General features: G+C 43.4%; 23 protein-coding genes. 12 read left to right on the top strand and 11 right to left on the bottom strand.

The window, feature by feature from the left end; translation table 11 throughout:
* Window positions 1-26 precede the first annotated feature (26 nt).
* Window positions 27-749 carry a putative quorum-sensing-regulated virulence factor gene (locus tag ACSUPM_RS12355; RefSeq protein ID WP_025652513.1) on the bottom strand — a complete coding sequence of 241 codons (723 nt, stop codon included), beginning with the start codon at window positions 747-749 and terminating at the stop codon, window positions 27-29.
* A 220-nt stretch (window positions 750-969) separates the two neighbouring features.
* Here ACSUPM_RS12355 and ACSUPM_RS12360 point away from each other — a divergent pair, with 220 nt between their 5' ends.
* Complete coding sequence (locus ACSUPM_RS12360) at window positions 970-1,560, top strand: M23 family metallopeptidase (RefSeq protein WP_173239801.1); 591 nt, start codon at window positions 970-972, stop codon at window positions 1,558-1,560.
* On the opposite strand, the gene phoR is transcribed toward ACSUPM_RS12360, so the two are convergent.
* The 3 genes from phoR to dtd form a co-directional block, all read right to left on the bottom strand.
* Entirely contained in the window at window positions 1,557-2,666 is a 1,110-nt protein-coding gene (phoR, locus tag ACSUPM_RS12365) for a phosphate regulon sensor histidine kinase PhoR (protein WP_227687606.1), read from the bottom strand. The two genes, ACSUPM_RS12360 and phoR, sit on opposite strands and share 4 nt — an antisense overlap.
* A gap of 63 nt (window positions 2,667-2,729) precedes the next feature.
* A complete protein-coding gene (phoB, locus tag ACSUPM_RS12370; RefSeq protein WP_173239802.1) occupies window positions 2,730-3,434 on the bottom strand; it encodes a phosphate regulon transcriptional regulator PhoB in 705 nt (234 codons plus the stop codon).
* Window positions 3,435-3,598: 164 nt separating this feature from the next.
* A complete protein-coding gene (gene dtd, locus ACSUPM_RS12375; RefSeq protein WP_201565617.1) occupies window positions 3,599-4,051 on the bottom strand; it encodes a D-aminoacyl-tRNA deacylase in 453 nt (150 codons plus the stop codon).
* 128 nt (window positions 4,052-4,179) lie between these two features.
* Here dtd and asd point away from each other — a divergent pair, with 128 nt between their 5' ends.
* Window positions 4,180-5,022 carry an archaetidylserine decarboxylase gene (gene asd, locus ACSUPM_RS12380; RefSeq protein ID WP_201582914.1) on the top strand — a complete coding sequence of 281 codons (843 nt, stop codon included), beginning with the start codon at window positions 4,180-4,182 and terminating at the stop codon, window positions 5,020-5,022.
* Window positions 5,023-5,169: 147 nt separating this feature from the next.
* Here the strand turns inward: asd and ACSUPM_RS12385 are convergent, their stop codons facing one another.
* On the bottom strand, window positions 5,170-5,775 hold the full coding sequence (locus ACSUPM_RS12385; RefSeq protein ID WP_025652520.1) for a DUF1287 domain-containing protein: 606 nt from the start codon (window positions 5,773-5,775) through the stop codon (window positions 5,170-5,172).
* 187 nt (window positions 5,776-5,962) lie between these two features.
* Window positions 5,963-6,607: an HD domain-containing protein gene (locus ACSUPM_RS12390; RefSeq protein ID WP_051395104.1), complete on the bottom strand. Its 645-nt coding sequence runs from the start codon at window positions 6,605-6,607 to the stop codon at window positions 5,963-5,965.
* 238 nt (window positions 6,608-6,845) lie between these two features.
* Between ACSUPM_RS12390 and ACSUPM_RS12395 the strand changes: the two genes are divergently transcribed.
* Window positions 6,846-8,114 carry an MFS transporter gene (locus ACSUPM_RS12395; RefSeq protein WP_025652522.1) on the top strand — a complete coding sequence of 423 codons (1,269 nt, stop codon included), beginning with the start codon at window positions 6,846-6,848 and terminating at the stop codon, window positions 8,112-8,114.
* A 143-nt stretch (window positions 8,115-8,257) separates the two neighbouring features.
* Here ACSUPM_RS12395 and ACSUPM_RS12400 read toward each other — a convergent pair whose 3' ends face one another.
* The 3 genes from ACSUPM_RS12400 to fadB form a co-directional block, all read right to left on the bottom strand.
* The gene (locus ACSUPM_RS12400; RefSeq protein WP_025652523.1) at window positions 8,258-8,833 is read right to left on the bottom strand and encodes an isochorismatase family protein; all 576 of its coding nucleotides are present in this window, start codon (window positions 8,831-8,833) and stop codon (window positions 8,258-8,260) included.
* Between the two features lie 247 nt (window positions 8,834-9,080).
* Window positions 9,081-10,253: an acetyl-CoA C-acyltransferase FadA gene (gene fadA / locus ACSUPM_RS12405; protein ID WP_025652524.1), complete on the bottom strand. Its 1,173-nt coding sequence runs from the start codon at window positions 10,251-10,253 to the stop codon at window positions 9,081-9,083.
* Between the two features lie 150 nt (window positions 10,254-10,403).
* Window positions 10,404-12,563, bottom strand: a complete 2,160-nt coding sequence (fadB, locus tag ACSUPM_RS12410) for a fatty acid oxidation complex subunit alpha FadB (RefSeq protein ID WP_025652525.1) — start codon at window positions 12,561-12,563, stop codon at window positions 10,404-10,406.
* A gap of 779 nt (window positions 12,564-13,342) precedes the next feature.
* Between fadB and ACSUPM_RS12415 the strand changes: the two genes are divergently transcribed.
* The 3 genes from ACSUPM_RS12415 to ACSUPM_RS12425 all read left to right on the top strand — a co-directional run bounded on the left by ACSUPM_RS12415 (window position 13,343) and on the right by ACSUPM_RS12425 (window position 16,795).
* A complete protein-coding gene (locus ACSUPM_RS12415) occupies window positions 13,343-14,452 on the top strand; it encodes a polyprenyl synthetase family protein (protein WP_436879990.1) in 1,110 nt (369 codons plus the stop codon).
* A gap of 40 nt (window positions 14,453-14,492) precedes the next feature.
* A complete protein-coding gene (locus tag ACSUPM_RS12420; RefSeq protein ID WP_436879991.1) occupies window positions 14,493-15,311 on the top strand; it encodes a DUF72 domain-containing protein in 819 nt (272 codons plus the stop codon).
* 404 nt (window positions 15,312-15,715) lie between these two features.
* On the top strand, window positions 15,716-16,795 hold the full coding sequence (locus ACSUPM_RS12425; RefSeq protein WP_045455302.1) for a GTP pyrophosphokinase: 1,080 nt from the start codon (window positions 15,716-15,718) through the stop codon (window positions 16,793-16,795).
* An 83-nt stretch (window positions 16,796-16,878) separates the two neighbouring features.
* Here the strand turns inward: ACSUPM_RS12425 and ACSUPM_RS12430 are convergent, their stop codons facing one another.
* Window positions 16,879-17,508 (bottom strand): superoxide dismutase, encoded by a 630-nt coding sequence (locus ACSUPM_RS12430; RefSeq protein WP_025652529.1) that lies wholly within the window; start codon window positions 17,506-17,508, stop codon window positions 16,879-16,881.
* A 513-nt stretch (window positions 17,509-18,021) separates the two neighbouring features.
* Here ACSUPM_RS12430 and rdgB point away from each other — a divergent pair.
* From rdgB to ACSUPM_RS12460, 6 genes are all read left to right on the top strand, one after another.
* Complete coding sequence (gene rdgB, locus ACSUPM_RS12435; RefSeq protein WP_025652530.1) at window positions 18,022-18,702, top strand: RdgB/HAM1 family non-canonical purine NTP pyrophosphatase; 681 nt, start codon at window positions 18,022-18,024, stop codon at window positions 18,700-18,702.
* 258 nt (window positions 18,703-18,960) lie between these two features.
* Window positions 18,961-19,167 carry a hypothetical protein gene (locus ACSUPM_RS12440; protein WP_201617272.1) on the top strand — a complete coding sequence of 69 codons (207 nt, stop codon included), beginning with the start codon at window positions 18,961-18,963 and terminating at the stop codon, window positions 19,165-19,167.
* Window positions 19,168-19,172: 5 nt separating this feature from the next.
* Window positions 19,173-20,516, top strand: coding sequence for a trigger factor (gene tig, locus ACSUPM_RS12445; protein WP_025652532.1), 1,344 nt, complete (start codon window positions 19,173-19,175; stop codon window positions 20,514-20,516).
* Between the two features lie 399 nt (window positions 20,517-20,915).
* Window positions 20,916-21,545: an ATP-dependent Clp endopeptidase proteolytic subunit ClpP gene (gene clpP, locus ACSUPM_RS12450; protein ID WP_037025478.1), complete on the top strand. Its 630-nt coding sequence runs from the start codon at window positions 20,916-20,918 to the stop codon at window positions 21,543-21,545.
* A 215-nt stretch (window positions 21,546-21,760) separates the two neighbouring features.
* Complete coding sequence (clpX, locus tag ACSUPM_RS12455) at window positions 21,761-23,038, top strand: ATP-dependent protease ATP-binding subunit ClpX (RefSeq protein ID WP_025652534.1); 1,278 nt, start codon at window positions 21,761-21,763, stop codon at window positions 23,036-23,038.
* A gap of 486 nt (window positions 23,039-23,524) precedes the next feature.
* Window positions 23,525-24,412: an SDR family NAD(P)-dependent oxidoreductase gene (locus ACSUPM_RS12460; protein ID WP_051395108.1), complete on the top strand. Its 888-nt coding sequence runs from the start codon at window positions 23,525-23,527 to the stop codon at window positions 24,410-24,412.
* A 130-nt stretch (window positions 24,413-24,542) separates the two neighbouring features.
* On the opposite strand, the gene ACSUPM_RS12465 is transcribed toward ACSUPM_RS12460, so the two are convergent.
* Window positions 24,543-25,637 carry a PTS transporter subunit IIC gene (locus ACSUPM_RS12465; protein WP_025652536.1) on the bottom strand — a complete coding sequence of 365 codons (1,095 nt, stop codon included), beginning with the start codon at window positions 25,635-25,637 and terminating at the stop codon, window positions 24,543-24,545.
* Between the last annotated feature and the right edge of the window lie 128 nt (window positions 25,638-25,765).

Consider the following 25,765-nt stretch of genomic DNA (forward strand, 5'->3'; position numbering starts at 1 on the left):
AAAAATAGAACGGCTGATAACGCGCTTTACTCTTGTGCATTTCCTACGTCTGCTGCCTTAATACGTTTCGTCAATGCTGAATAAAGCGACGGCTGCATGTTATGGATGTTACCGAGCATCCATTTAACATAGTTGATGGGCACGTCTTTAATCAGCTTACCTTTATGCTTACCAAAGGGCATTTTGCTCACTGGATTGGCCTTGTTAGCGATAGCATGGGCCGCCGCAAAATCAGTCGGCGCAATCTCCAAACGCTCACAGCAAGCTTGATAAAGCAGATAGCACATACGGGCATCACCTAGCGCATCATGAGCGGCAATCGTCATTTTTCTCGCTTCAGACTTGCCCAATAATTGCTCGATACACTTAGATTGACTGTAGCCGCTCCATTCTGGGAAAGCTACGCGCGCCAGCCTCACGGTACAAATTAGCTTGGCAGAGGGACTACCAATCACCCGCCAATCAAAACGTACGTTATGACCAATTAAGTACTTGGGCAATTCAAATTGCGCCAAATCAAAACGCTCAAGCCCAGCCACGTCGTCATCCGTAATACCATGCACCCTGATGACGATTGGGGATATCGAGCGACCACTGTTGAAATATTTCATCCACTCAAATCCGCTAGCCACATTAATCGTCGCCACTTGAATCGGTCGTGGATCACGGCCTTGATCGGTTTCGGTATCGATAACCAGCGCTGTATCAGCCGTGGTAGAAATGTCCGCAGAATTAAAAGCGTCAGTCATAAAAACTTAACCATAGACGTTGGCTAAAAATAGCAGCCAGTTTTTATCATTTGAAAAAAATCGTAAAAAATTTTATTGGATGAGATTTTATCTATCACCCTCTCATTTATGGGGCTAAAAGGTAAAGATAACAACTAGCTATAACAATGCTATACAAAGAGATAAGAATTGAGCCTTTATAATATCGACGAGAATTGATGTAAAAAACTAAGAGATATCGATGCAAGCAAATGGAAGCAACCAAAAGCCCAACCCCTCTTTTTTCAGTCGTGTATTAAGCGTACTGATTAAAGCAAGTGTCTTGCTAGCGCTGTTATTTGTATTCGATAAATTATTACCCAGCATTAGCCAACAGACTCAGTCTTTTGTCGTAGCAAAATGGCAGCAACTGAGTTTATTACAACAAGCGTTACCCATAGAAAACAGCCTACCCAGTCCACTACCAGAGCAGCATCTAACCGATACTTGGGGCGCTGCGCGTAGCCAAGGGCGCTCTCATGAAGGCATTGATATTTTTGCACCTCGGGGCACACCAATACAATCGACCACGCAGGGCATCGTCCGCAAAGTCGGCGACAATGCGTTGGGGGGACGCGTGGTGGTGGTGGTTGGACCGGGCGGCGCAGGACATTATTACGCTCATCTAGAAGATTATGCCGACATCGCGCCCAATGACTGGGTCAATGCTGGCGATATCGTTGGCTATGTTGGCGACAGCGGTAATGCCAAAGGCACGCCGACCCACGTGCATTATGGTATTTATATCAATGGCAGCGCGGTTAACCCCTACCCACTTCTACAAAAAAATTAGGAGGTATGGGCAGAACGCACATACGCGGCTGGAAATACTGCACTAAAGGTCGAGCCTTTGCCTTCTACCGACTCTATCGTTAATTGCGCCTCATGTTGATATAAAACGTGCTTCACAATAGCCAAGCCTAAGCCCGTACCACCGCTAGCACGGCTACGTCCACTATCGATGCGATAAAAGCGTTCCGTCAAGCGCTCGATATGTTGGGGCGCAATACCGAGACCATCATCTTCAACAGCAAAGCGGCAGCCTTCCGCTGTTTTTGTCCAGCTGATAGCTATATTGCCACCCTTTGGCGTGTATTTGATGGCATTAATGACCAAATTGGATAAGGCACTCGTTAAGTACATCTCTGATCCGTATAACCCATCGTAAGTGTCTATCTGCAAATGAATAGTATGATTATATTCTTGGTTATACGCTTGCGCATCATCATAGATATGCGTCAGTAACTTGGTCATATCAATGTCATTAAGCTCGTGCGTCTCTTCGATTTCGATACGAGACAACAGCAGTAAGTCATTTACAATCCGATTCATACGGGCAGTCTGCTGAGTCATTAGCTCAAAGCCACGTCGCCACTGCGGTGGCATATCTTCCTGCTCGGAAAAATTTTCTAAATATCCCATCAACACAGTCAATGGCGTGCGCAGCTCATGCGAGACATTGGCGACAAAATCACGACGCATTTCCTCCAAATGCTGCAAGCGGGTCACATCATAAATGATCAGTAATTTTTCATCATCGAAAGGCGTAAGCTCACACTTTAGATAACGTTTAGGGTCTCGCCATGACACCATGTGCACACCATCGCTCGGTGGGGTGATAGCCTGATAGTACTGGCGAAATTCTGGTATGGTGATAAAGTCAAAAATACTCTGACCTTTATCAGTTGCCTGCAATAACAACAAGTCTTCCGCTGCCTGATTCCACCATTCCAAACCATCTTCATCATTGAGCAAAATAACCGCATCCCGTAACGCTCGTAAGGCGCTGCGGATTTTTTTAAGTTGATCCGTTGTATTGTGCTGGGCAACTTGCGCTTGCTCACCCTGTTGCTCATTTTCTATCGGCATCATAGGCATTATCGGTGTTGTCATCGTCATTTATCATCCCTACCACTAGATACTGTGTTTCTTTACGCTTACCAAGACATTTTCTGCGGCTGATTAAATGGATTCAATCAAGCTAGAAAACCGATACCCAGTACCGCGTACCGTTTGTATCAGCGTAGCACAATCATAAGGCTGCAGTAATTTACGTAAGCGCCGAATATGTACATCAATCGTCCGGTCTTCAATATAGACATTGCCGCCCCAAACCTGATCTAGCAGCTGTGTCCGCGTATAAGCACGCTCTGGATGACTCATAAAAAATGCCAACAATCGATACTCTGTCGGACCGATATCGATGAGCTGACCCGCTGCCGTCACGCGCTGGCTTTTAGGATCTAAGCTAAGCTTGCCGATTTCGATAGGCTTATCAGCGCTGAGTGCACTACTACGACGTAGCACCGCCTTGATTCTTGAGATTAGCTCACGTGTTGAAAAAGGCTTGGTCATATAGTCATCAGCCCCAGCATCGAGCCCATGAACCTTACTGTCTTCTTCACTTTTGGCAGTCAGCATAATGACCGGTATCTCGGCGAGCGAATCGTCGTTTTTGAGCATCCGGCAAAAATCAATGCCGCTTTTTTCACCGTTCAGCATCCAATCTAATAGTATCAGCGCCGGACGGTGATCAACCACTTGCTGATGCGCCTCTGCTACGTCCGCAGCGTGCAGGCTATCAAAGCCAGCCATCTCTAAGGTCATCGCAATCATTTCACGAATCGCAGGCTCATCCTCAACGATCAAAATTTGCTCATTATACATACGGCAGCCTTGTTATTAGATTTTAAGATTCAAAAATTTAGCGCACCAAAACTCAAATTAGGAAAATTAACATAAAGAAATTAAGATACAAAAAAGGCAATACACAGTCACCAGTTTCTACTTATTAAACGGGTTAATTATGACAGCTTCATGACAACGGCTTTCTAGACTTCTAATAAAAAGTTTAGTGGCCCATCATTGACGCTTGCCACTTGCATATCAGCACCAAATTGACCAGTGGCAACATTGTGATGCTGAGTTTTAGCATAAGTAATCATTTGCTCAAACAACATTTGAGCAGCATTAGGTGCCATCGCGCCACCAAAATCAGGGCGACGACCCTTGTCTGTTTTTGCCATCAAGGTAAATTGCGACACCAATAATAGCCCGCCACCGACCTGTTGCACATTTTTATCCAGTTTACCGACCTTGGCAGGATCGTCATGATTTTCAAATATGCGATAGGTCAGAATTTTATCAATCATGCGCTGGGCAGTTTGCAGGCTATCATCATGCCCCAAGCCAATATACGCCAACACCCCATGCTCGATGGCACCGATATTTTGTGCATCGACGCTGACACTGGCACAGTGAACCCGTTGTATAAGCGCTTTCATTTAGAGCCTTTTTTATTTATAAATGTCTGACAGATTATGGTCATACAATACTCTGCTGTCCATGATAAAATACCGCCATTGATTTGCTTATTAATTATTACATCAAACCCTATCTTGGTAGCCCGATTATGAATTTATTTACTACCCTTCAACAATTTGTCCCGCAGCAGCAGCTGAGTAAAGTCGCTGGGCGTCTAGCCGCCAGCCGTCATCCGTATGTCAAACGTGCCTTTATTCGTAGTTTTGCCAAGGCTTACGGCGTCAGCTTAGGTGAGTATGAGCGTCAGAGCTTTAATGCTTATGAGAGTTTTAATGACTTCTTTACCCGTGAGCTCAAAAAAAACGCCCGTATCATCGATAGCAGCGTAAACGGTATTGTCAGTCCTGCCGATGGTATCATCTCGCAGCTAGGACAGATTGAAGACCATAAATTGCTGCAAGCCAAAGGTCGTCATTATGACGTTGGTCAATTACTGGCCAATAGCGAAGATGGCAGCTATTTCGCTGATGGTAGCTTTGCGACCGTGTATCTAGCGCCCAGCAATTATCACCGCGTTCATATGCCTTTTGATGGTACCTTGACCAAGACCCGCTATGTACCGGGTACGCTGTTTTCGGTCAATAATACCACAGCCGCTAACGTGCCTGATTTGTTTGCCCGTAATGAGCGCTTGGTCTGTTTATTTGATACAAAATATGGCAAAGCGGCCGTGGTAATGGTTGGCGCTATGATTGTCGCTGGTATCGAAACCGTCGCTACCGGAAAAATCAGCCGCACTGAGGACATCCAAGAAGCAGATCACGACATGAGCTTTGAGAAAGGCGATGAGCTTGGACGCTTTTATTTAGGTTCAACGGCGATTGTCGTCTTACCAAAAGCCGCAAAAGCGGATTGGCAGGACAGCATGAAAGCCAATAGCGTGGTAAAAATGGGACAGCTATTGGGTGAGGCAAAAACTCAGCAAGCTTAGTTTTTAAGAAAATCATAGTACTAAAAAGCCCAGTTAAACGTAGATGATGACGTTTAACTGGGCTTTTTAATGGCTGTTAGTTTGTACTACTTCTATTTTGTATTGCCTATTTTTACTACTTTGGGCTACCCTGTGCAAAGGCCTTTATCAATATCGAAAGTGTTTGTGTATAGGATAAGCATAAAGGATGTTTTCTTCTTGCGTACCACGGCCAATATTATGAATAATCAGCGGCGCACCATCAGCAGCTGCTTTGTCTGAGACGATACCTATATGCGGCAAACCGCCGTTTGGCAAGCGCCACGTTACAATATCTCCGGCTTTAAAGCTGTCTTTATCAGTCGTAGATAACGTTTTTCCATGACGCGCAAAAAACGTTTCAAGATTGGGCACACGTCGATGATCGATATTTTTGTCCGTTGACTTCAAGCCCCAAGTCTTTGGATAGGCGGACCAATTTCCTTTCATATCATGATTGACCAACTGCTGCAAATCCACATTTTGCAAACGATAAGCACGGACAATCACATCGGTACAGACACCGGTCTCTATTGCTACATCGCCACGCGGAAACTCCAATTTACGATAAGTAGGATCATAACTCACCGTAACACCGATCTGTTTTTTGGCATCGTGCGCCAATTTATCACCATCACTGATAGGAGCAAGCGCTTGCGCCATTTGCGCTAGTCCCAGCATGCTGACAAAGGCTAGAGATTTACACAATGTTTTATAGTTTTTAAATAAGCGCATGTAGCCTCTCTGTTATTATTGATACTATTCAATATAAAGGTTTTAGACAGCGTCAACCATGGTGAGTCAGTAAAAAGGTGACGCTGTTAAATGACAATACTATTGAATGACAAAGCTATTAAATGACCACACTATTAAATAAAAAGGCTATTAAATAAAAAGGCTAGCTGTCAAATCTGCTATCAATTTACTTATCAATCAGCCATCCTTGCTTAGTCGCATATTCAATCTGTTTTGCTATCCAATCATGGATACTCGGAAAGCTGTCTTTAATAAAGCCATGCGCGCCAGCAACTTGCGAGCGTGTAACGTTAGCATCAATCCAAGTTTTTCCATTGGTATTTATATTAAGCAAAAATGGTAACAAGCGATCAACTACTCTTAGCAGTTGGGTTTCTTTACTATCACCTGTTTCCTGCTCTTCCCAAATCTCACTTAAATCAGCAATCCCATTTCCACGCTCATTTTGCAATCTAACAATTCCCGCACGTTCTTCAACATGCGCATCAACTCGCGTATCGGCGTATAAAAAAGTATCGCCGGCATCAATCTCGCCTAAATCATGTATTAGTGCCATCTTGAGCAATTTCTCATGATTGACATCCAGCTCAAACAAATCAGCGATTGACCAACACGCCATCGCCAAATGCCAAGAATGCTCGGCAGAGTTTTCTAAACGGGTCGTACCCGTCACATAGCTGCGCCGATTAACACGTTTAAGCGCATCAAGCTCTAATAAAAAATGGGTCACGTCATCAATACCGATGTTGGAGGGAATCTTCGGGTTGGGTACTGGGGTCTGCTTGGTTGATAATATGGCGTTTTCTGACATGGCTTTCTCTCATTTAAACGGTGAATGGTTAACGCTGTATCCGAATCTAATCTTTACGCAAAAGTAATTATTGTAGTCGACATTTTGCGCGTACTGCTAACCATCTAAATTTTTGCAGGGGTAATAATAGCAAGTGTCTTAATTTTTTATTGTTTAAGATTCAACTAATGCTCATAATAAGTCAGCAGGCAGATTGTAAAACAATTTATAAGAACCTGCACCAGACAAGGATATGTCGATGCCACCCACCACTGACGCTGCAACGCGTGCCACTTTACCACTTGCTACGGCACCACCTTTTAAGAAAAAACCGCCTAATAAATGGCTTATTATCGCAGGATTCTCTCTTTTACTTGGGGTCAATCAGTTTTTATGGCTGACCTTTGCGACCATCGTAATTAGCACCGAGGCACATTTCGGCGTTAATGAGTTTTTCGCCAATTTATTAACTTTGATGTTCCCTATCGTTTTTGTGTTGCTTGCCATCCATTCAGGCAAGGTGCTCGATAACATTGGCTATAAAAAAATCGTAAGCATAGCCGCGCTGCTTATGCTGATAGGCTCAATCATACGCTGGTTGGGCGCTGATCATTATTGGCTAGTATTTGCAGGGCAATTGCTTATCGCCATCGCTCAGCCGTATATTACCAATGCCATTAATCAGGTGACCTCGGATTGGTTTGATAAATCGCAAATCGCCACCGTAACGGGCGTGATTATGGGCGGGATGTTTTTGGCGACTGCCCTTGGTGCTTTTGCCCCTGCCCCATTAATCGAGGCGTTTGGCTTCTCTGGCATGCTACTTATCAATGTTATTATTACGGCGGTGGCAGTAGTAGGCTTTTTATTAGTGGTCGTTGAAAAACCCAAACAACAAGATAGCGCTATCTCACTGCACGAAATCGAATCGCTATTAAAAAATAAGCGCCTATGGTTTATCTCATTAGCGGTGTTTATTGCGATGGGTTATTTTAATGGGCTGAGTAACTGGATTGCACCTATTCTTGCGCCCCGCGGCATTGATGAAGCGACGGCGGGCATCATTACTGCCATGCTGATCGTCGGCGGTATTTTAGGCGCGCTACTGATTCCGCTATTATCTGACTATCTACAAAAACGGCGCATTTTTTTAATATTGGCAACGCTAATTGGTGCTAGCGCCACCTATCCCTTGTTATATTTAACGACAGGAACCACAACATTATTGCTGAGCTTTATATTAGGATTTTTCTTGTTGGCAGGTTATCCATTACTGATTGCCGCTGCTGAAGACACCGTACATGCGTCACAAGCCGCCAAAGCAGTTGCCATGCTGATGATGATGGGCAATCTCGGTGGCGTTATGATGGTGTTGCTGATGCAGAGCGTGAAAGGATTGACAGGCAGTTGGATGCCGACTGGCTGGGTACTGATTATTGCCGTCGCTTTAGCCACTTTTTTAGTCTTGAAAATAAAGGACAAACCAGTAATTAAACCTACTGTTAAACCAACTTCAAAAGTTGTTTAAGAGCCTTATTTCAAATCGTTACTTAAAGGCGAAAAAAGTTAGCATTTAAAAAAGATAGCGCCTAAGCCTTAAGCGCTATCTTTTTTATTAATGATTAAACATTGTCTTATAACCAATCAATCCAGCTAATTAAGCTAATTAAGTCACTTAATCAAATTACTAATGGTCTTAAAAGCAGGGTCTTTACTACTGCGGCACAATTCAAAAAGAATGGATTCTACCGTACTAATCACGCCACCAGCGCGGCGGATACGGCGAATCGCTTGCTTCTTATCATAAGGAAAGCGCGAGCCAACCGCATCACCAATAATCACTGGCTGCATACCATTATCGAGCAAATCAAGCGCCGTTTGCATGACGCAGACATGCGCCTCCACCCCAAATAATAGAACAATGCTACGATTTTGTTGGGCTAAATAATGCCATGAATCGTCATTATCACAAGCGCTAAAAGTGATTTTTTCAAAGCTTTTGGCATTGTCGCCTTCTAGCACATCACGTATCTCAGGCAGGGTATCGCCGAGTCCCTTTTTATATTGCTCATTGAGCATAATTGGGATGTTGAGGGCTTGTAGACCTTTGATCAAAGTGACTGTCTTTTTGACGATATTTTCATGGTCATAAATATGCGGCGTTAAGCGTTCTTGAACATCGATTATCATCGCTTGGGTATTTTCGCGAGCGATTCGATAGGTACGATCGGTAATCATAGTAGACATGGCACACTCCTTGTACGACTGATATTAATAGGTAAAGGCGACGCTATATTTGGCCTCTATATCATTATTATTAAACCTAGCTCTTATTTAGTCATAGTTTGCTGAGGGCGTCAATGGAGATAATTTTTATTAATGAGTAATATGATATCTTTCTCTACTTTATTGACTCCATAAAAAAGCCCCTAGTCATTATGACTAAGGGTTTCATTGAAAAATAATAAGCTAACAGCTATAAAAAATTTAAAGCTTACACACGCTCAATAATCGTCGCGATACCTTGACCAAGACCGATACACATCGTCGCTAGACCGATTTCAGTATCTGACTGCTCCATCGCATTTAGCAAAGTAACCGTGATACGAGCGCCTGAACATCCTAGTGGATGGCCTAGGGCAATCGCACCACCGTTGATATTGACGATGTCTTGCTTGTCCGTCAAGTTCAAGGCTTTTAGGACTGACAAGCCTTGCGCGGCAAACGCTTCGTTTAGCTCGATGGTTTGCATGTCATCGATGCTCATGCCAGCACGCTTAAGGGCTTTTTGCGTCGCAGGTACAGGACCATAACCCATGATAGCGGCATCACAACCAGCGACTGCCATGCTACGAATACGTGCACGTGGCTTTAGACCTAATTCTTTGGCTTTTTGCGCGCTCATCATTAGCATCGCTGACGCACCGTCAGACAGGGCAGATGAGGTTGCAGCAGTCACCGTGCCACCTTTAGGATCAAAGGCTGGGCGTAGCTTTTGCATTTGCTCCATCGTCGCGTCTGGACGAATCACTTCATCAACGGTACATAGTTGCAAGCGACCAGCAGCATCATGACCTTCGATACCGATGATTTCATTGTCAAAACGACCTTCAGTCGTTGCAGCCCATGCGCGGCGATGTGACTCAAGACCGAAAGCATCTTGCTCTTCACGAGTGATATTGTTCATACGACCAAGCATTTCAGCAGTCAAGCCCATCATGTTTGAAGCTTTTGCATAGTGCTTTGACGCTTCAGGGTTGAGATCAACGCCATGCATCATGCCGACGTGACCCATATGCTCAACACCACCGATGATGAAAACGTCACCTTGGTTGGTCATGATTTGAGCAGCAGCAGTGTGAAGCGCCTGCATAGATGAACCACATAGACGGTTAACCGTTTGACCACCAGCAGTCTTTGGAATACCAGCTAGCAGACCAATGTTACGACCGATGTTCAAACCTTGCTCTAGCGTCTGATTGACACAGCCCCAGATGATGTCTTCGACGTCACGTGGGTCAAAGTCGTTACGCTCAACCAAGGCACGGACCAATTCAGCAGACATGCTATCGGCGCGAACATGGCGGAACATGCCGTTTTTAGTTTTACCCATTGCTGAGCGTACGCCATCTACGATGACCACGTCTTTTGGACTTAAAGTTGTCATACTATTTTCCTTTTCAATTTTTATTGTCAGTGGCAGTACCGCAATGCTCGCCTATCTAATTTAGAATGTTAAGGTTACTAATAATAAATTAATTACCAATAATCTTATCGAGCATGATGTACTGCACTTTATCCTAGTAATGACTGCCCATTACGCCGTGGCGTAAAAGGTCTCGCCTGCTGCTGCCATATCGCGAATCTTTTGCGGGGCTTCATAGGCTTTGCCAAGGTATGCGTATTTTTCACACAGTGCCAAGTAGTTATCTAGACCCATTTGGTCGATATAACGGCAAGGACCACCGCGGAATGGCGGGAAACCAACGCCCATAATCATCGCCATATCAGCTTCTGATGGCGTGCTGACGATATTGTCTTCTAGGCAGCGTACAGTTTCATTGCAGAAAGCCAGCATAGTGCGGTCAATAATTGCTTGATCTTCAAAGGTCTGCTTGTCGCTATCTGTCGTGGCTTTTAATAGCTCATAAGTCGCTTCATCAGCAACTTTCTTTGGTTTGCCGCGTTTGTCCATCTCATATTTATAGAAACCAACACCGTTTTTCTGACCTAAGCGTTTGTTTTCATATAAAAGCTCAATCGCGCCTTTATAATCAGGCTTCATGCGGTCAGGGAAACCTTCTGCCATGACTTCTGCGCCGTGTACGCCAGTATCTAAACCAACGACGTCGATTAGGTAAGCAGGACCCATCGGCCAGCCGAATTTTTCCATGACTTTATCGACATGAGCAAAGTCCGCACCTTGCTTAAGGAGCAAGTCAAAGGCACCAAAGTATGGGAATAACACACGGTTTACCAAGAAACCTGGGCAGTCGTTCACAACTACAGGCACTTTACCCATTTTAGTAGCCAAGGCGACCGTAGTAGAAATGGCTTCTTCAGAGGACTTTTCACCACGAATGACTTCAACCAATGGCATACGGCTTACCGGGTTAAAGAAATGCATACCGACGAAATTTTCTGGACGCTCAAGTGCTTCAGCCAAGAAAGTAATAGAGATAGTTGACGTATTTGACGCTAGGATACAATCGTCTTTTACCAAGCCTTCTACTTCTTTTAGTACTGCACGCTTAACGTTTGGATTTTCTACCACCGCTTCGATAACGATATCAGTTTCAGCAAAGTCACCATAGTTCAAAGTCGGACGGATACGGCTTAACGTTTCACCCATTTTAGCTGGGGTCATTTTCTTACGTTCGACCATTTTGCCAAGTAGCTTGCTGGCTTCGCCCATACCAAGGTCTAATTGCTCAGACTTGATGTCTTTCATGATGATTGGCAAGCCTTTACTGGCTGCTTGATAAGCGATACCGCCGCCCATGATACCCGCGCCAAGTACGGCCGCTTCATTGATTTCATGTGCTTGCTTACTATGCTGCTTAGCAAGTTTCTTAACCAACTGATCGTTTAAAAATAGACCAACCAAGCTTTCTGCTTGTGGGGTTTTCGCCGCTTTTGCAAAGTAAGTCGCTTCGACTTCGATTGCTTTGTCACGAGGCAGATTGACATGCTTTTCGATTGCTTCAATAGCAAGCGCAGGCGCAGGATACTGCTTAGGATTGGCTTTGGCAAAGATCATACCTTTAGCACTGTTAAATGCCATCGCTTGCTCAAGCTGATTTAGCTTAACAGGCGCAAGCTTCTCTTCACGCTTCGCTTGCCAATCAAGCTCACCTGAGATACATTTTTTGACTAGGTCAATCGCAGCATCTTGCAAGTCATCTGCAGCAACGGTTGCATCAACGAGACCAAGTTTTAGTGCGTCCAGTGGTTTTTTCGGTGTACCAGTCGCGATTAATTCAAGCGCATTATCGATACCAATCACACGCGTACTACGAACCGTACCACCAAAACCTGGGAAGATACCCAGTTGGGTTTCTGGTAGACCAATGATAGCTTTGTCGCTCATGACACGGTATTCACAAACCAAGGTCATCTCACAACCACCGCCAAGCGCTGCGCCATTGATGGCCGCTACTTTTGGAAACGGCAAATCTTCAAAACGATTAAAGTCATGATTGATACTAATGACCCAGTCTTTGATCTCGCTTTCTGGATTTTTAAAAGAGCCGACAAATTCTGTGATATCAGCACCAGCGATAAACACGCCTTTGCTTGAGGTTACGATCAAACCTTTGACGTTATCGGCTTTTTCTAATGCAGTAACCGCTTCACCAAATTGCTTGTTGGTCTCAGCATCAAACTTGTTCACGCTCTCATTTTCGGCGTTGTACTGCATGTTGGCGATGCCATCTTCTAGCATTGTCACCGTGATGCGATTTCCTTGGTATACCATGTGGAACTCCTTGCTATGTAATAAAGGCTATGTAGTAAAAGCTAAGTGATAAAAATTACATCATAAAAGCGATGTTTTAGAATATAAAAAATAGCCGGTTATTGTTAGTAAAACGGGTAATAGCACCGCCAATCTGCTGTATCATAACCATAAATACATGACAGATTAAGCAGTGAAGATATCTTTATTATCCAGCGCTCATTGCTATACATCTATGCTAACTTTATTGCACCGATGCATAAGGCGCTTCATTTATATGCTATTGCTACAGGTACTGATGTTATAGATGCTGACTGGGATTTGAGCCAATACTGAGCTTTATCAATCAGATGGGGTGGTTAAAAGCACAATAGCGTCGTCAACATTGTCATCAGACCATTTTTACGTCAATTAGTGTAGGGGATTATGCCCCTGACTGTCACAAGCTAATACCATACTCGCAAGTCACTCTTAAGTCGATACTAGCCCTTTACCTAGCGGCGAACGTGCTTTAGTGAGTATCTGTATACTGAATTATTAACACGCTAAACAGGGTAGATAATCGGCATAAAATGCCCGACGCGCTCCCTTATCAAAACATATTCAACCGCTAAGTTAAATCAGCAATACGTAACGGTGCCTTGTTGCCATATTGCGCTCAAGCACGGATACCTTACCATCATACGACTGCTTTAAATTGCAAAAAAACCCTCTATTGATACCATGTGTCGCATAAGCAATACAACCTATCATGCTACACTAATACCGTTTTTATTATTCACCTGATAGATGGTTGGGTTATGACTGTTTCTTCTATGCCAAGCTTTATGCCTTCAAGACTTGTATCCTTTGCTAGCTTTGACAACAACACTGAGCAATTTCACAGCACCGTGCGCGCGCAATTGTCACAAGATATCGACGTGCTGTTTGCTTATGCCGAGCTGCCAAACCCACTGCTTGATGCCTGCCGCTACGTGATGACTGGTCAAGGTAAATTGGTACGCCCATTATTGGTTGCCAGTGCCTTTGACAGCATAAATCGTAGCAATGCTAATGATGCCTTTAATAATAATGACAATGTTAATGGAAGCGCTAATAATAATGTTAGTAATGACGATGAAAGTGTGGATAAAAGCATTGATAACAAAGCCCTTCAAAATAGCGATTTAGAATCACTACTAGAAAACGATTCCGACTATGATATGGCGCGCCGTGCAGCGTTGGCAGTAGAGCTGTTGCATACCTATTCATTGGTGCATGATGATTTGCCGTGTATGGACGATGACGACTTGCGCCGTGGTCAGCCGACCGCGCATATTGTCTTTGCAGAATCAACCGCCCTGCTCGCTGGTGACGTGCTACAGACGCTAGCCTTTGAGGTATTGACCGCAGAGCTGCCCACTTTTGCACCCTTTGACTCCGCTATCGCCAGCCAATTAATCGCGATATTTGCGCCGCGTGCCAGACGCATGGTTTCAGGGCAAATGCTCGATCTGAATGCTGAAGCCAGCATTGATATCACGCAAAGCGAGTTAGAAGCCATCCACCGTGATAAAACAGGTGCATTAATAGAAGCTGCGATGTTAATGGGCGGTATCTGTGCTGGCGCGACCGCTCCACAGCGTATGGCCTTGCAGGATTGTGCACAGCATATTGGTCTGGCTTTTCAGGTTCAGGACGATATTTTAGACGTCACCACCAGCACCGATACGCTTGGCAAACCTGCTGGCAGCGATGAAAAGTTAGACAAATCTACCTATGTAAAATTGATGGGCGTTGAGCAGGCAACCAGCTATGCGCAATCGCTCTTTAATGACGGGCGCGCGGCCATCATTCGTGAGCTTGGTGATAATACAGACAACGACGCACTATTGGCATTAATCGAATGGCTATGGTCACGTAAAAAATAAGCGTAGCAATCATAATTAAAATCGATAAAGGGTGGTCAACATGGAAAGTACCCCTACTCAGCGTATCTACCTTGGCACTGGTGGCTATAGCGACACCGATCTGCTTGGTACGCTGTACCCAACCGGCACCAAAAAAACGGACTTCTTACGCGAATACGCCAAGCAATACGGCGCGGTCGAGATTAATAGCACTTTCTACGCGCCTATCGGTCAAAAAGCCTTTGCCGGTATGGTCAATAAAGCCTATGTGCAAGTAGACAGTGAATTGAAGTTCGCGGTCAAACTGCACCAAGACTTTACCCACGCGCGTAAAGGCACAGCCGAACACGCGCAAGCATTTATTACTGCTCTAACGCCACTTATCGAAGCCAACGCTCTCGCGCCATTACTGCTGCAATTCCCACATGGTTTTGATCGTACCCATGAGCATCGGCTTTATCTCGCCAATCTCGTTAGCTGGTTTAAAGACTATCCGTTAGCGGTTGAGTTTCGTCATAATGGCTGGCACACCCCGCAAGTGGTCGATAGCTTTATCAAGCAAGGCTTGATTTGGTGTAGCGTCGATTATCCCAAAGTCAGCGGTCTGCCGCCGTCACGGCTAATATTTACCGAGCGAACTGGTTACCTGCGTATGCATGGTAATAATCTAAACTGGTGGGATGCGATGAGCGCTGCCGATCGTCATGATTATCGCTATAGTGAAGCAGAGATGAACGATTGGGCGCAAGCGATTGCCAATCAGCGTCAGCATTTTGATACGTTATATATCTTCTTTCAAAATACTACCAAAGCACATGCGTATTATAATATTGCGATGTTGAGGGAAGCGTTGGGTAAGTTTGGGTTTGAGGTTTTGTAGAGTGGATAGCGAAACTGTCTGTCAGCGTAGAATGCTTCTTACATACTGATAAATTTTACAAAATTAACTTGTATTAATGACAAAAACATATTCATGTATATAAACTCTACCTAAATATTTACTTTTATGGAGTGTGTATGAAATGCACTCTAATATAACTAAAACATTGTTTATCTTTCACTTGATTATTAGATTTCGTAATACTATAGTGCGCATATACTAGACCTCTTGAAAAAGTACCAGTTCATTGACTTCCACTGACGGAGTTACAAGGGCTAGCAATGACTTATACAAGAGATCTATTCTTCATTTATCTAAAATTTTACATATCCCTTGTTCTAAATAAGCAGTTATATCACTAAACTAAATATACTATCTCTTCCCAATAATTATAGGAAATTTACATGCCTTCTTTAGATTTTGAGAAAGAAAAAAATGATTTTAGAGACTATTATTCAAGTAATATTAAATTATTGGAAGGAGCAACAGATTCTTTTAAAACTCTCATAAGCACCTTAATTAATTTCTCTGAAGATATACCTATTTCAAGAATAGAAAGCAGATTAAAAGATAAAGAAGAATGTATAAGAAAATTTAATGTCAAATATCGTAAAAAACTTGAGTCATCTTCTACTGACTATATAATTAAAGATAAAATTACGGACTTAATTGGCATTAGAGTAGTGTGCTTATATGAAGATGATATTGAAAAAATAAAAAACATACTAGCAGACCATTTTTCTATAATAGATGAAACAGATAAAATATCTCAAGTTGAAAGCACTGAAGATTCTTTTGGCTATAAAGGTCTACATTTAGATTTAAAAATTGGAGAGCAAAGACGAGAATTACCTGAATATAAAAAATTTACTAATTTTAATTTTGAAATTCAAATTAGAACAATCACTCAAGATTCATGGAGTGTTTTAGATCATAAGATTAAGTATAAAAAAAGCATTCCAAGCTCACTTAAGCGAAGAATCAATACTTTAGCCGCACTATTCGAACTAGCTGATAGAGAGTTTAAAGAAATAAAGTTAGCAACTGAAGAAGAAATTGCAAAAGTCGAAAGAGAGGAGATTGAAGTTAGTGAGACTACAAAGAATGGATCTACTGGACCAACTGAGAATACAAAAAGCAGTAGCAATGGACGGTTGAATGCATTCGGGTTCTTAAAAATAGTAAAACATTTTTTTAAAGACTATGATTTTGAAGACTATAAAGTAGATGGCTTTACGCAAGAAATAGTTGCAGTAGATCCAAACATAACTCGGTCTGATTTTAATGAGTACATGAAAGACAATATAAGTAAAGTGAAACAGTATAAATCATTTTTTGAAAAAGCCTCTGAATCTAATGAAAAATTAAATCCCTTCACTATAATTAGACACTGTTTATATCTCCATAACAAAGAAAAATATTCTTCTTTTCTAACAAAAGTTTCAAAAGAAGCTTTCGATCAATGGCTAATGAAAAACAGCTAGATATAGTATATTCTATATTTCAAACCAAAAAAAAGGACGCCTCTCAGCGTCCTTTTTTATTAATCAAATACTTGGATTAAAGATTACTCTTCAACACCAGCATCTTGACCTTTGTATTTTGCGTTCGCGTAGTCCCAGTTCACTAGCTTGTCTAGGAACGTGTCAACATAGTCAGGACGACGGTTACGATAATCGATATAGTATGCATGTTCCCACACGTCACAAGTCAATACCGCTACTTGGTCATGTGCAAGTGGTGTATCAGCATTTGCTGTTTTAGCAATTGACAGTTTGCCACCGACTTTATCAGCAACTAGCCATGCCCAACCTGAACCGAACTGAGTGAGTGCAGCGTTTTTAAACTCTTCACGGAACTTATCATAGCTACCGAAATCTTCTTCAATTTTAGCTTTCAAGTCGCCAGTAGGTTCGCCGCCGCCATTGGTTGGCGTCATGCAATTCCAATAGAACGTGTGGTTCCATACTTGGGCTGCTTGGTTGAACATACCTTGCTTGCTGTCATCTTTAGCCGTGGCTACGATGATTTCTGGCAATGTTTTGTCTTCTAGACCAGAACCTGGTAGCAACTCGTTAAGCTTAGTCACGTATGCATTATGATGCTTATCATGATGGAACTCTAAAGTTTCAGCACTGATGTGCGGCTCTAAAGCATCTTTTGCATATGGTAGGTCTGGTAAAGTAATGTTTGACATAGTTATTTTATCCTTGCTGGTTTAGCCATTAGTGTTAGGTATAGCTTCAAATGAATGCTATAAATTATTGGACTAAATTGGCTTAGTTTATTGTTAGTGAGATTTATTACTCAATATGCTGTGCATATCGTGGTAAACCTAAAAAATTCTAAATTTGAAAGCTATCTCAAGCAAGCAACACTTAATCGTTGTTACAGCGTTAAACACCAAGTTATTGACTTAAAAGCCATTATTGGGGTTTAACAGTATTATTAACTTTAAGTTTACAAGCTATAAGATATAATTCACTGTAGCTTGTCTTATATTATAGCAATATTAACGACAAATATCAGTTACCAAATGTTATGAATCATTGATTCGTTATGCTAATTGGTAATTTAGCCGGTGCTAGCTTAGAATATGCCTGTGCAAACCATACAAACAACGCTCACGCATTGTTTACTATTATCGCTAGCGTATAAAACGTCAAAATAACAGTTTACTTGACAAACAACCCTATGATGGACGAATACCATGAGTTATAGCAACGCCACAGACACTCATCAACAGCCGACAGCCTCAATTGATTCAACACAAACAACGCCAGATAGCCAATGGGTACTTGCCAGTAATAATAAGGGCAAACTGGCGGAGTTTAAAAGACTGTTTGCCGAAGCTGACTTGGATGTGACGATTATCCCGCAAGGTCATCTCGATATCGACGATGCGATTGAGGATGGCTTAAGCTTCGTTGAGAACGCCATTATCAAAGCGCGACATGCCAGCCGAGCCAGCGGATTACCTGCTATCGCTGACGACTCAGGACTCTGTGTGCCAGTATTGGGCAACGCACCCGGCATCTATTCGGCACGTTATGCGGGCGAGCACGGCAATGACAGTAAAAATAATGCTAAGCTCATCGCTGACTTGCAGCCTATTCGCGCAGCGAAGCCAGATGCTTCTATTAAAGGCATGTTTGTTTGTGTATTGGCAATGGTGCGTCATGCTGATGACCCATTACCGATTATAGCCCAAGGTTTATGGCACGGTGAGATTTTGGCGGCGCCACATGGCGATGGCGGCTTTGGCTATGATCCACTATTTTGGTTACCAGAGTTGCAAGCCAGTGCGGCGAGCCTAAGCGCTGAGGATAAAAACCGCATTAGCCATCGCGGTCAGGCGATTCAGCAACTATTGGCACAACTGCCTTTATAAGCACCATTGATAAGCGCTAGCGCTAAAGACGGTTATAGCTTATTTTGCATTTGATAGTCATGCTAACGTTACTATCAAGCAGTCAAATGAAATGCTCAAAGCACTCTCTAAGCGCGATTGGTACTATAGTGGACGCAAAGTAAACGGATGATAAACAGATAACTTTTACTTTAATAAGCAGATAGATTATACTGTTCTACTTTTAAAATTTTATTGAAAGCCGTTATTTGTCTGTATAATTGAGCAAAAAGCGTTATTATGCGGTACATTAGCGGCTTATTATTGATATTTGGTAGCGTTTATCAAAATAAAGCTTTTCACATTTTTGTGTCAGTAGCGATTGCTACGGGCATGGGCTGCGAAATTGCGCGCTATCAATATCCCCTATTTATTCCAACGGCAACCAGTAGCTCACGCGTATTTTGCAGCTTGGTTGTCTATTACTATTTAATCCTAAAGGTGTAACTAACATGGCTACAGATTTACAAGTCACAACCAACAAGCTATCTAATAAAGAAACTCAGCTAACGGTTAAAGTACCCGTTGAAAAAATTCAAAACAAAGTTGAAGGCCGTATTCGCCAAGTAGCGAAAACTGCCAAGATTGACGGTTTCCGTAAAGGTAATGTCCCTATGTCACATATCCGTTCACAGTACGGTGCTGGCATTCAACAAGAAGTCATCAACGATGTGATCCGTGATACCGTTTTTGAAGCGATCAAATCTGAAGACATCCGCGCAGTTGGCATGCCTAACATCGACGATGTAAAACTAGAAGACGATTTCTTGGTTTATCAAGCCACTGTCGAGATCTTCCCAGAAGTTGACGTCCAAGGTATCGATGAAATCGAAGTTGAGCGTCACACGGCTAAAGTTAGCGAAGAAGACGTCGACACAATGATCGAAAACCTACAAAAACAACGTGAAGAGTTCGTTGAGAAAAAAGGTAAAGCGGCCAAAGATAACCAAGTAACCTTTGACTTTGAAGGCTCAATCGACGGCGAAAAATTCGAAGGCGGCTCATCTGAAGACTTCAAATTGGTCATCGGTAGCAACCAGATGATTCCAGGCTTTGAAGATGGTATCAAAGGCATGAAAGCTGGCGAAGAAAAAGTGATCGACGTCACGTTCCCAGAAGATTACCAAGCTGAGAACCTAGCGGGTAAAGAAGCGCAATTCAAAATCAACGTAAAATTGGTTGAAAAATCAAAATTACCTGAAATCAACGAAGAGTTCCTAGAGCTATTCGGTGTTAAAGAAGGCGGCGTTGAGAAATTAAAAGAAGACGTACGCAAAAACATGGAACGCGAAATCAAGAACGCAGCGCGTAGCCAAGTAAAACAAGCGACTTTTGATGCGCTACTAGAAAAGAACGAGTTTGACGTGCCAAACGCCATGCTAGAGCAAGAAATCGAGCGTCAACGCAACATGATGATGCAACGTTTTTCTCAGCAATTCGGTGCCAATGCTGATAGCTTCGATAAAGACATGCTGCCAAATGAGTTGTTCGAAGAGCAAGCGCTACGTGCTGCCCGTCTTGGCATCATCGTTGCTCGTGTTATCGACACCAAAGGTATCGAAGTGGACCAAGACCGCGTTGAGACTTTCATTAAAGAAGCCGCTGAAAACTATGAAGATCCAGCAGAAGTGATCGAATACTACACCACTGATAAGCAACAGCGCGCGAACATTGAGTCTGTCGTTCTAGAAGACCAAGTGGTTGATTATCTAATCGAGCAAGGTAAAGTCACGGATAAAGAAGTGAGCTACCAAGATTTGCTAGCTGCTCAGCAACAACAGCAGCAAGCAATGTAATTTAGCATTTTAGCGCTACTGCTTTAGAATGTATTAAAAATGCCCTAACGCTCTGTTAGGGCATTTTTATTGGTGCTTTATGGCTTGTGCCCTTGATAAATGTCTATAGACGCCTTATTAATAGGGAGTCATTTATCGTTTGTCACATTAAAACGTTATTATTGCCCCCATAAAAAAGTTACCATTGGTTCAATTATTTTTAGCGACATCTGGCGCTTATTATTTTAGCCCGTTAGTATGATTAAAAGACGACAACATTTACAATGATAAGCATCAATAAAAGCTTGGCTGTTTGCTAATCCCTATTTCTTTATTCTCTTTATTTTATGTACTTATAAACAGGACATCTTTATGACAGATTATGATCGTATTACTGCTAACCCGCATTTTGATATGCTGATGAGTGCGCATGACAACGTACAAAGTACGACTCAAGCAGCATTGGTTCCTATGGTGGTTGAGCAGTCAGCGCGCGGTGAACGCTCGTTTGATATTTTCTCACGCCTATTACGTGAGCGTGTTATCTTTTTGACCGGTCAAGTTGAAGACCATATGGCCAACTTGATCGTCGCTCAGCTGCTATTTTTAGAAGCTGAAAACCCTGATAAAGACATCCATTTATATATCAACTCACCGGGCGGCTCCGTGAGCGCTGGTTTGGCTATTTTTGATACCATGAACTTTATCAAACCTGAAGTATCGACCATTTGTATGGGCGGCGCTTATAGCATGGGTTCGTTCTTATTGGCAGCAGGCGAAAAAGGCAAACGTTATGCCCTAGCCAACTCGCGCGTGATGATTCACCAACCATCAGGCGGCGCGCAAGGTCAAGCAACTGATATCGAAATTAATGCGCGTGAAATTCTAAAAACTCGTGCTCGCTTAAATGAGATTTTGGCTGAGCGTACCGGTCAACCAGTTGAGAAAATCGAAAAAGATGTCGAACGTGACTATTGGTTGGATGCCAAAGAGGCCAAAGAGTATGGTTTGGTCGACGAAGTATTAGAACGTCGCCCTAACTCATTATAATGATGATATAGCAGCTTTGATAAGCATTAAATGCCTTTGCCCTATGTGCTTTGGCATTTATGCAAACAATCGGAATACTGATATAGTCGATTCAATTTAAAAGTAGTACAAGGCAACCGAGTGTAGATGTATAAGTGATACTTCAAGCGAGGTTAACGCAGTAATACTTTTATAGTGGAATGACTGTACGTTTTAAATTTTAGGAGTGCCTTTATATGGCAGAAGATAAAACACCGCATTGCTCTTTTTGTGGCAAAGAAAAAAGCGAAGTAAAACAGCTGATTGCCGCTGACGATGCCAATATCTGTAATGAGTGTATTGAGTTATGTACCGACCTGATTGCGGATGTTGATACCGACAATGACGATGCTGATGGCGATATTGATACCTCTTGGGTCAATAAAAAACTGCCAACGCCAAAAGAGCTGCGTGCCAAACTCGATGAGTATGTCATCGGGCAAGACGCTGCTAAAAAGGCCTTGGCGGTCGCTGTTTATAACCATTATAAGCGTCTAAAAGTCAGTCAAACTTTGGCGAATGATAGCAAAAAAGCTAAGATTGGCGCTGATGAAGCAATGGTTGAATTGTCAAAAAGCAATATCTTGCTGATTGGTCCGACAGGCTCTGGTAAGACCTTACTAGCGCAAACCCTAGCGCGCTTGCTTGATGTGCCGTTTGCAATGGCCGATGCCACCACCTTGACCGAAGCGGGTTATGTTGGTGAAGACGTTGAGAACATTGTGCAAAAGCTCTTGCAAGCCTCGGATTACGATGTGAGCAAAGCTGAGCAGGGCATCATCTATATCGATGAGATTGATAAAATCAGTAAGAAAGGCGACAACCCTTCTATCACGCGTGACGTGTCGGGCGAAGGTGTACAGCAAGCTTTGCTAAAGCTTATCGAAGGCACGGTTGCTGCTATCCCGCCACACGGTGGGCGTAAGCATCCACAGCAAGAGCTGATCCAAGTCGATACCAGCAACATCCTTATCATCGTTGGTGGCGCGTTTGCCGGTCTTGATAAAGTCATCCAGCAGCGTACAGAAAAAACTGGTATTGGTTTCAATGCTGATGTCAGCTCAAAAGATGACAGTAAACGTAGCTCAGATTTGCTCCAGCAAGTCGAGCCAGAAGATTTAATCAAGTTCGGTCTGATTCCTGAGCTGATTGGTCGTCTGCCCGTGTTGGCCGCGCTGCAAGAGCTTGATGAAGAAGCGCTAGTACAAATATTGACGGAACCAAAGAACGCTTTGGTTAAGCAATATAAGTACTTGTTCGATATGGAAGGCGCTGATATTAGCTTTACCAAAGAAGCGCTTGATGCGATTGCCAAAAAAGCAATGGCACGCAAAACCGGTGCTCGCGGTTTACGCTCTATCGTAGAAAATGCGTTGCTTGATACTATGTATGAGCTGCCGTCTATGAAAGATGCAAAGACTGTGCTCGTCGATGAGCAAGTGATCAACGACGGCAAGACCCCTGAAATCGCTTAATATATAGTTCAATGATAACAGCTAATTATTTAATTGACTGTCATCAAAAAAAGCGTCTGGCATTATGCTAAGACGCTTTTTTTATGTCTGGTCATTTTTAATGATATAGGGTCTGTCTGCACAGACGCAGCAAGCAAGAAAAATGGATATCAGCAGTGCGTGATGGTTCGATATTACTTTTCACTGACTATAGGTGGCTCAAAAAATGACAGCTGCGTTTATCAATCGTGGGCAGGTAAATTCATAAATCATGCTAAGGTAAAGCGACTTCTTATGCGGTCTCCTTAGTCATGACTAAAGTGATGACCAAAGTTACGACCAAACCTCCCGAATCAATGATACAAAGGATTGTTCATCATGTTTAACAACGTTACTTCTATAGCAACCTCCCTACGTCAGCACCTCCCTTTTTCTGCTAATGAAAACCATGACATTACCCCCTATTACCGCAATCATGTCGCTGCTATCACTGGTGCCGGCTCTGGTATGGGTCGCGAGCTTGCCATTCATTTAGCAAAAATGGGCTGTCATGTCGCGCTATCCGATATCAATCCTGAGCAGTTAGCCCAAACCAAAGCACTGCTCGTCGGTTATGATGTCAAAGTCACTATGACCGTACTCGACGTCTCAGACAATAAAGCGGTGCAAGCGTGGGCAGACGACGTCATGAGCGATCACGGCAAAGTGAACTTCATCTTTAACAATGCAGGCGTGGCGCTATATTCGACCGTAGAAGGCAGCAGTATCGATGAGCTTGAATGGGTCATGGATATCAATTTTTGGGGTGTGGTCTATGGCACCAAAGCCTTTTTACCTTTGATCAAAAATAGCGTCAAAGAAAGCGAATCGACTAAAAGCGGTAAAGACAGCAAAGCACGCCAATTTGACGAACATGGTCATATCATTAATATCTCAAGTCTGTTTGGTTTGACCGCTCAGCCTTCGCAGTCTGCCTATAATTCCAGTAAGTTTGCGGTACGTGGCTTTACCGAGAGCCTACGTCAAGAGCTCGACATTCAGCGCTGCGGCGTCTCAGCGACTTGCATTCACCCAGGTGGCATCAAAACCAATATTGCCAATAGTGCGCGTGGTAATGACAGCATCAGTGACCTTGGCATGCGTGGTGGCAGCAAAGCGATCAGCAGTTTTAATAAATTCTTAAAGTTCGATGCCAGCGATGCCGCTTGGATTATTCTGCAAGCGGCCGCAAGCAACCAGCCGCGCTGCTTGATTGGTAACGATGCCAAAATGATCGACGCCGTACAGCGCGTGTTTCCAGCAAGCTATAGCAAAATACTGAATGACGTCAATAAGCTGTCACGCAAATTGAAAGGCAAGAAACCTGCTAGAACGGGTGTTCGTAAATCGGCCTAGTCGCTATAAGATTTAGATAAAGATAAAGACGGTCAAAAAAGCCCCGCTACACTAGCAGGGCTTTTTTGGTTGTTCACAGTCTAAAAATCTTAAGTAACTTTAAATATAAAAGTAAATATAAAGCTTAATGTTAAGGCAGTTTCATATCGCCATCGACTAACCAGCCCAGACGGCGCATCATATAAGCGACGACGCCAGCAATCAGCGCAGGCAATACGAACATCAATAAAATAATCGCTGTCCATAGTTGAGCGCTACTCATAATCTCTTGTGACGCTTCAATAACGCCAAATACTCCTACCAGTCCAGCAGTGCCCATACCCGCGCCTGTCGCCGTACACGCCAAGCCAAAGCCGACCGTGGCGATGGGGCCAACGATGGCGCTAGCGACAACAGCGGGCAATAAAACCACAGGTTTTTTTAGCACGTTTGGAATCTGTAGCATGCTCGTGCCTAAACCCTGAGAGACGACACCGCTGATCCCATTGTCTTTAAAACTGGCAACGGCAAAGCCAATCATGTGTGCCGCACAACCAACAACTGCTGCACCACCTGCTACACCGCCAAGCCCAATAGCGATACAAATAGCAGCGCTAGAGGTTGGTAAGGTCAATAAAATACCCACCACTACTGCAATCACAATACCCATTAGTAATGGCTGTAGCTCAGTGGCCGCTTGAATACCTTGACCAATAGCAGCGACGGCAGCGACGATAGGCGGATTAAGCAAAGCACAAACTGCCAATGCCACGGCGCATACCAATAAAGGCACTAGCAGAATATCAAGCTTGGTCTTGCCAGCGACCCAAGTACCAGCGCGATAAGCAAATACCGAGGTCAGGTACGCGCCAATGGGATTGCCGGGTAACGCCACGAACGTCGCAGGTCCTCCCACTTGCGGGGTAAAAAGCGTCCCTGCCATCAACGCTTCAGAGTGCGCCCCCAGCATCCCTGCTACCAAGCAGCTGAGCATAACCAAGGTCGGCGCTTTGAGGTAATAAGCAATGCCCACACCGATACCAGCACCCATTAATACAGAGGCCAGCTTGCCGACTGCGATGAGTGCTGGCATTTCTAACCAACCACCGATTTGTGAGATAATCAAACCAGCAATCAATGTGACAAATAGTCCTAAAGCCATACCTGTAAAAGCATCGATAAAATACTTTTGAAAAAAGGCTTTAACGTTGCCAGTAGGCGGTGTTGCTGAGTCAGATACTGTCATAGCCATACTCTTTGTGAAGGTTTTAATAAGATAGAATAAACCGAAAAGATAAAACACTCTTGTCAAAAATCAGAGATAAAAAAAGCGTCATTGCGACGCTTTCTTATTGTTAACACATGACTAAAACG

Origin of the sequence: Psychrobacter okhotskensis (assembly GCF_965638355.1) — a bacterium.
GTDB classification, from domain to species: Bacteria; Pseudomonadota; Gammaproteobacteria; order Pseudomonadales; family Moraxellaceae; genus Psychrobacter; species Psychrobacter okhotskensis.

Bases quoted from the DNA above. Each gene is read 5' to 3' on its own strand.
- ACSUPM_RS12355 (WP_025652513.1), bottom strand. From the start codon at position 749: ATGACTGACGCTTTTAATTCTGCGGACATTTCTACCACGGCTGATACA.
- ACSUPM_RS12360 (WP_173239801.1), top strand. From the start codon at position 970: ATGCAAGCAAATGGAAGCAACCAAAAGCCCAACCCCTCTTTTTTCAGT.
- phoR (WP_227687606.1), bottom strand. From the start codon at position 2,666: ATGACGATGACAACACCGATAATGCCTATGATGCCGATAGAAAATGAG.
- phoB (WP_173239802.1), bottom strand. From the start codon at position 3,434: ATGTATAATGAGCAAATTTTGATCGTTGAGGATGAGCCTGCGATTCGT.
- dtd (WP_201565617.1), bottom strand. From the start codon at position 4,051: ATGAAAGCGCTTATACAACGGGTTCACTGTGCCAGTGTCAGCGTCGAT.
- asd (WP_201582914.1), top strand. From the start codon at position 4,180: ATGAATTTATTTACTACCCTTCAACAATTTGTCCCGCAGCAGCAGCTG.
- ACSUPM_RS12385 (WP_025652520.1), bottom strand. From the start codon at position 5,775: ATGCGCTTATTTAAAAACTATAAAACATTGTGTAAATCTCTAGCCTTT.
- ACSUPM_RS12390 (WP_051395104.1), bottom strand. From the start codon at position 6,607: ATGTCAGAAAACGCCATATTATCAACCAAGCAGACCCCAGTACCCAAC.
- ACSUPM_RS12395 (WP_025652522.1), top strand. From the start codon at position 6,846: ATGCCACCCACCACTGACGCTGCAACGCGTGCCACTTTACCACTTGCT.
- ACSUPM_RS12400 (WP_025652523.1), bottom strand. From the start codon at position 8,833: ATGTCTACTATGATTACCGATCGTACCTATCGAATCGCTCGCGAAAAT.
- fadA (WP_025652524.1), bottom strand. From the start codon at position 10,253: ATGACAACTTTAAGTCCAAAAGACGTGGTCATCGTAGATGGCGTACGC.
- fadB (WP_025652525.1), bottom strand. From the start codon at position 12,563: ATGGTATACCAAGGAAATCGCATCACGGTGACAATGCTAGAAGATGGC.
- ACSUPM_RS12415 (WP_436879990.1), top strand. From the start codon at position 13,343: ATGACTGTTTCTTCTATGCCAAGCTTTATGCCTTCAAGACTTGTATCC.
- ACSUPM_RS12420 (WP_436879991.1), top strand. From the start codon at position 14,493: ATGGAAAGTACCCCTACTCAGCGTATCTACCTTGGCACTGGTGGCTAT.
- ACSUPM_RS12425 (WP_045455302.1), top strand. From the start codon at position 15,716: ATGCCTTCTTTAGATTTTGAGAAAGAAAAAAATGATTTTAGAGACTAT.
- ACSUPM_RS12430 (WP_025652529.1), bottom strand. From the start codon at position 17,508: ATGTCAAACATTACTTTACCAGACCTACCATATGCAAAAGATGCTTTA.
- rdgB (WP_025652530.1), top strand. From the start codon at position 18,022: ATGAGTTATAGCAACGCCACAGACACTCATCAACAGCCGACAGCCTCA.
- ACSUPM_RS12440 (WP_201617272.1), top strand. From the start codon at position 18,961: ATGCGGTACATTAGCGGCTTATTATTGATATTTGGTAGCGTTTATCAA.
- tig (WP_025652532.1), top strand. From the start codon at position 19,173: ATGGCTACAGATTTACAAGTCACAACCAACAAGCTATCTAATAAAGAA.
- clpP (WP_037025478.1), top strand. From the start codon at position 20,916: ATGAGTGCGCATGACAACGTACAAAGTACGACTCAAGCAGCATTGGTT.
- clpX (WP_025652534.1), top strand. From the start codon at position 21,761: ATGGCAGAAGATAAAACACCGCATTGCTCTTTTTGTGGCAAAGAAAAA.
- ACSUPM_RS12460 (WP_051395108.1), top strand. From the start codon at position 23,525: ATGGGTCGCGAGCTTGCCATTCATTTAGCAAAAATGGGCTGTCATGTC.
- ACSUPM_RS12465 (WP_025652536.1), bottom strand. From the start codon at position 25,637: ATGACAGTATCTGACTCAGCAACACCGCCTACTGGCAACGTTAAAGCC.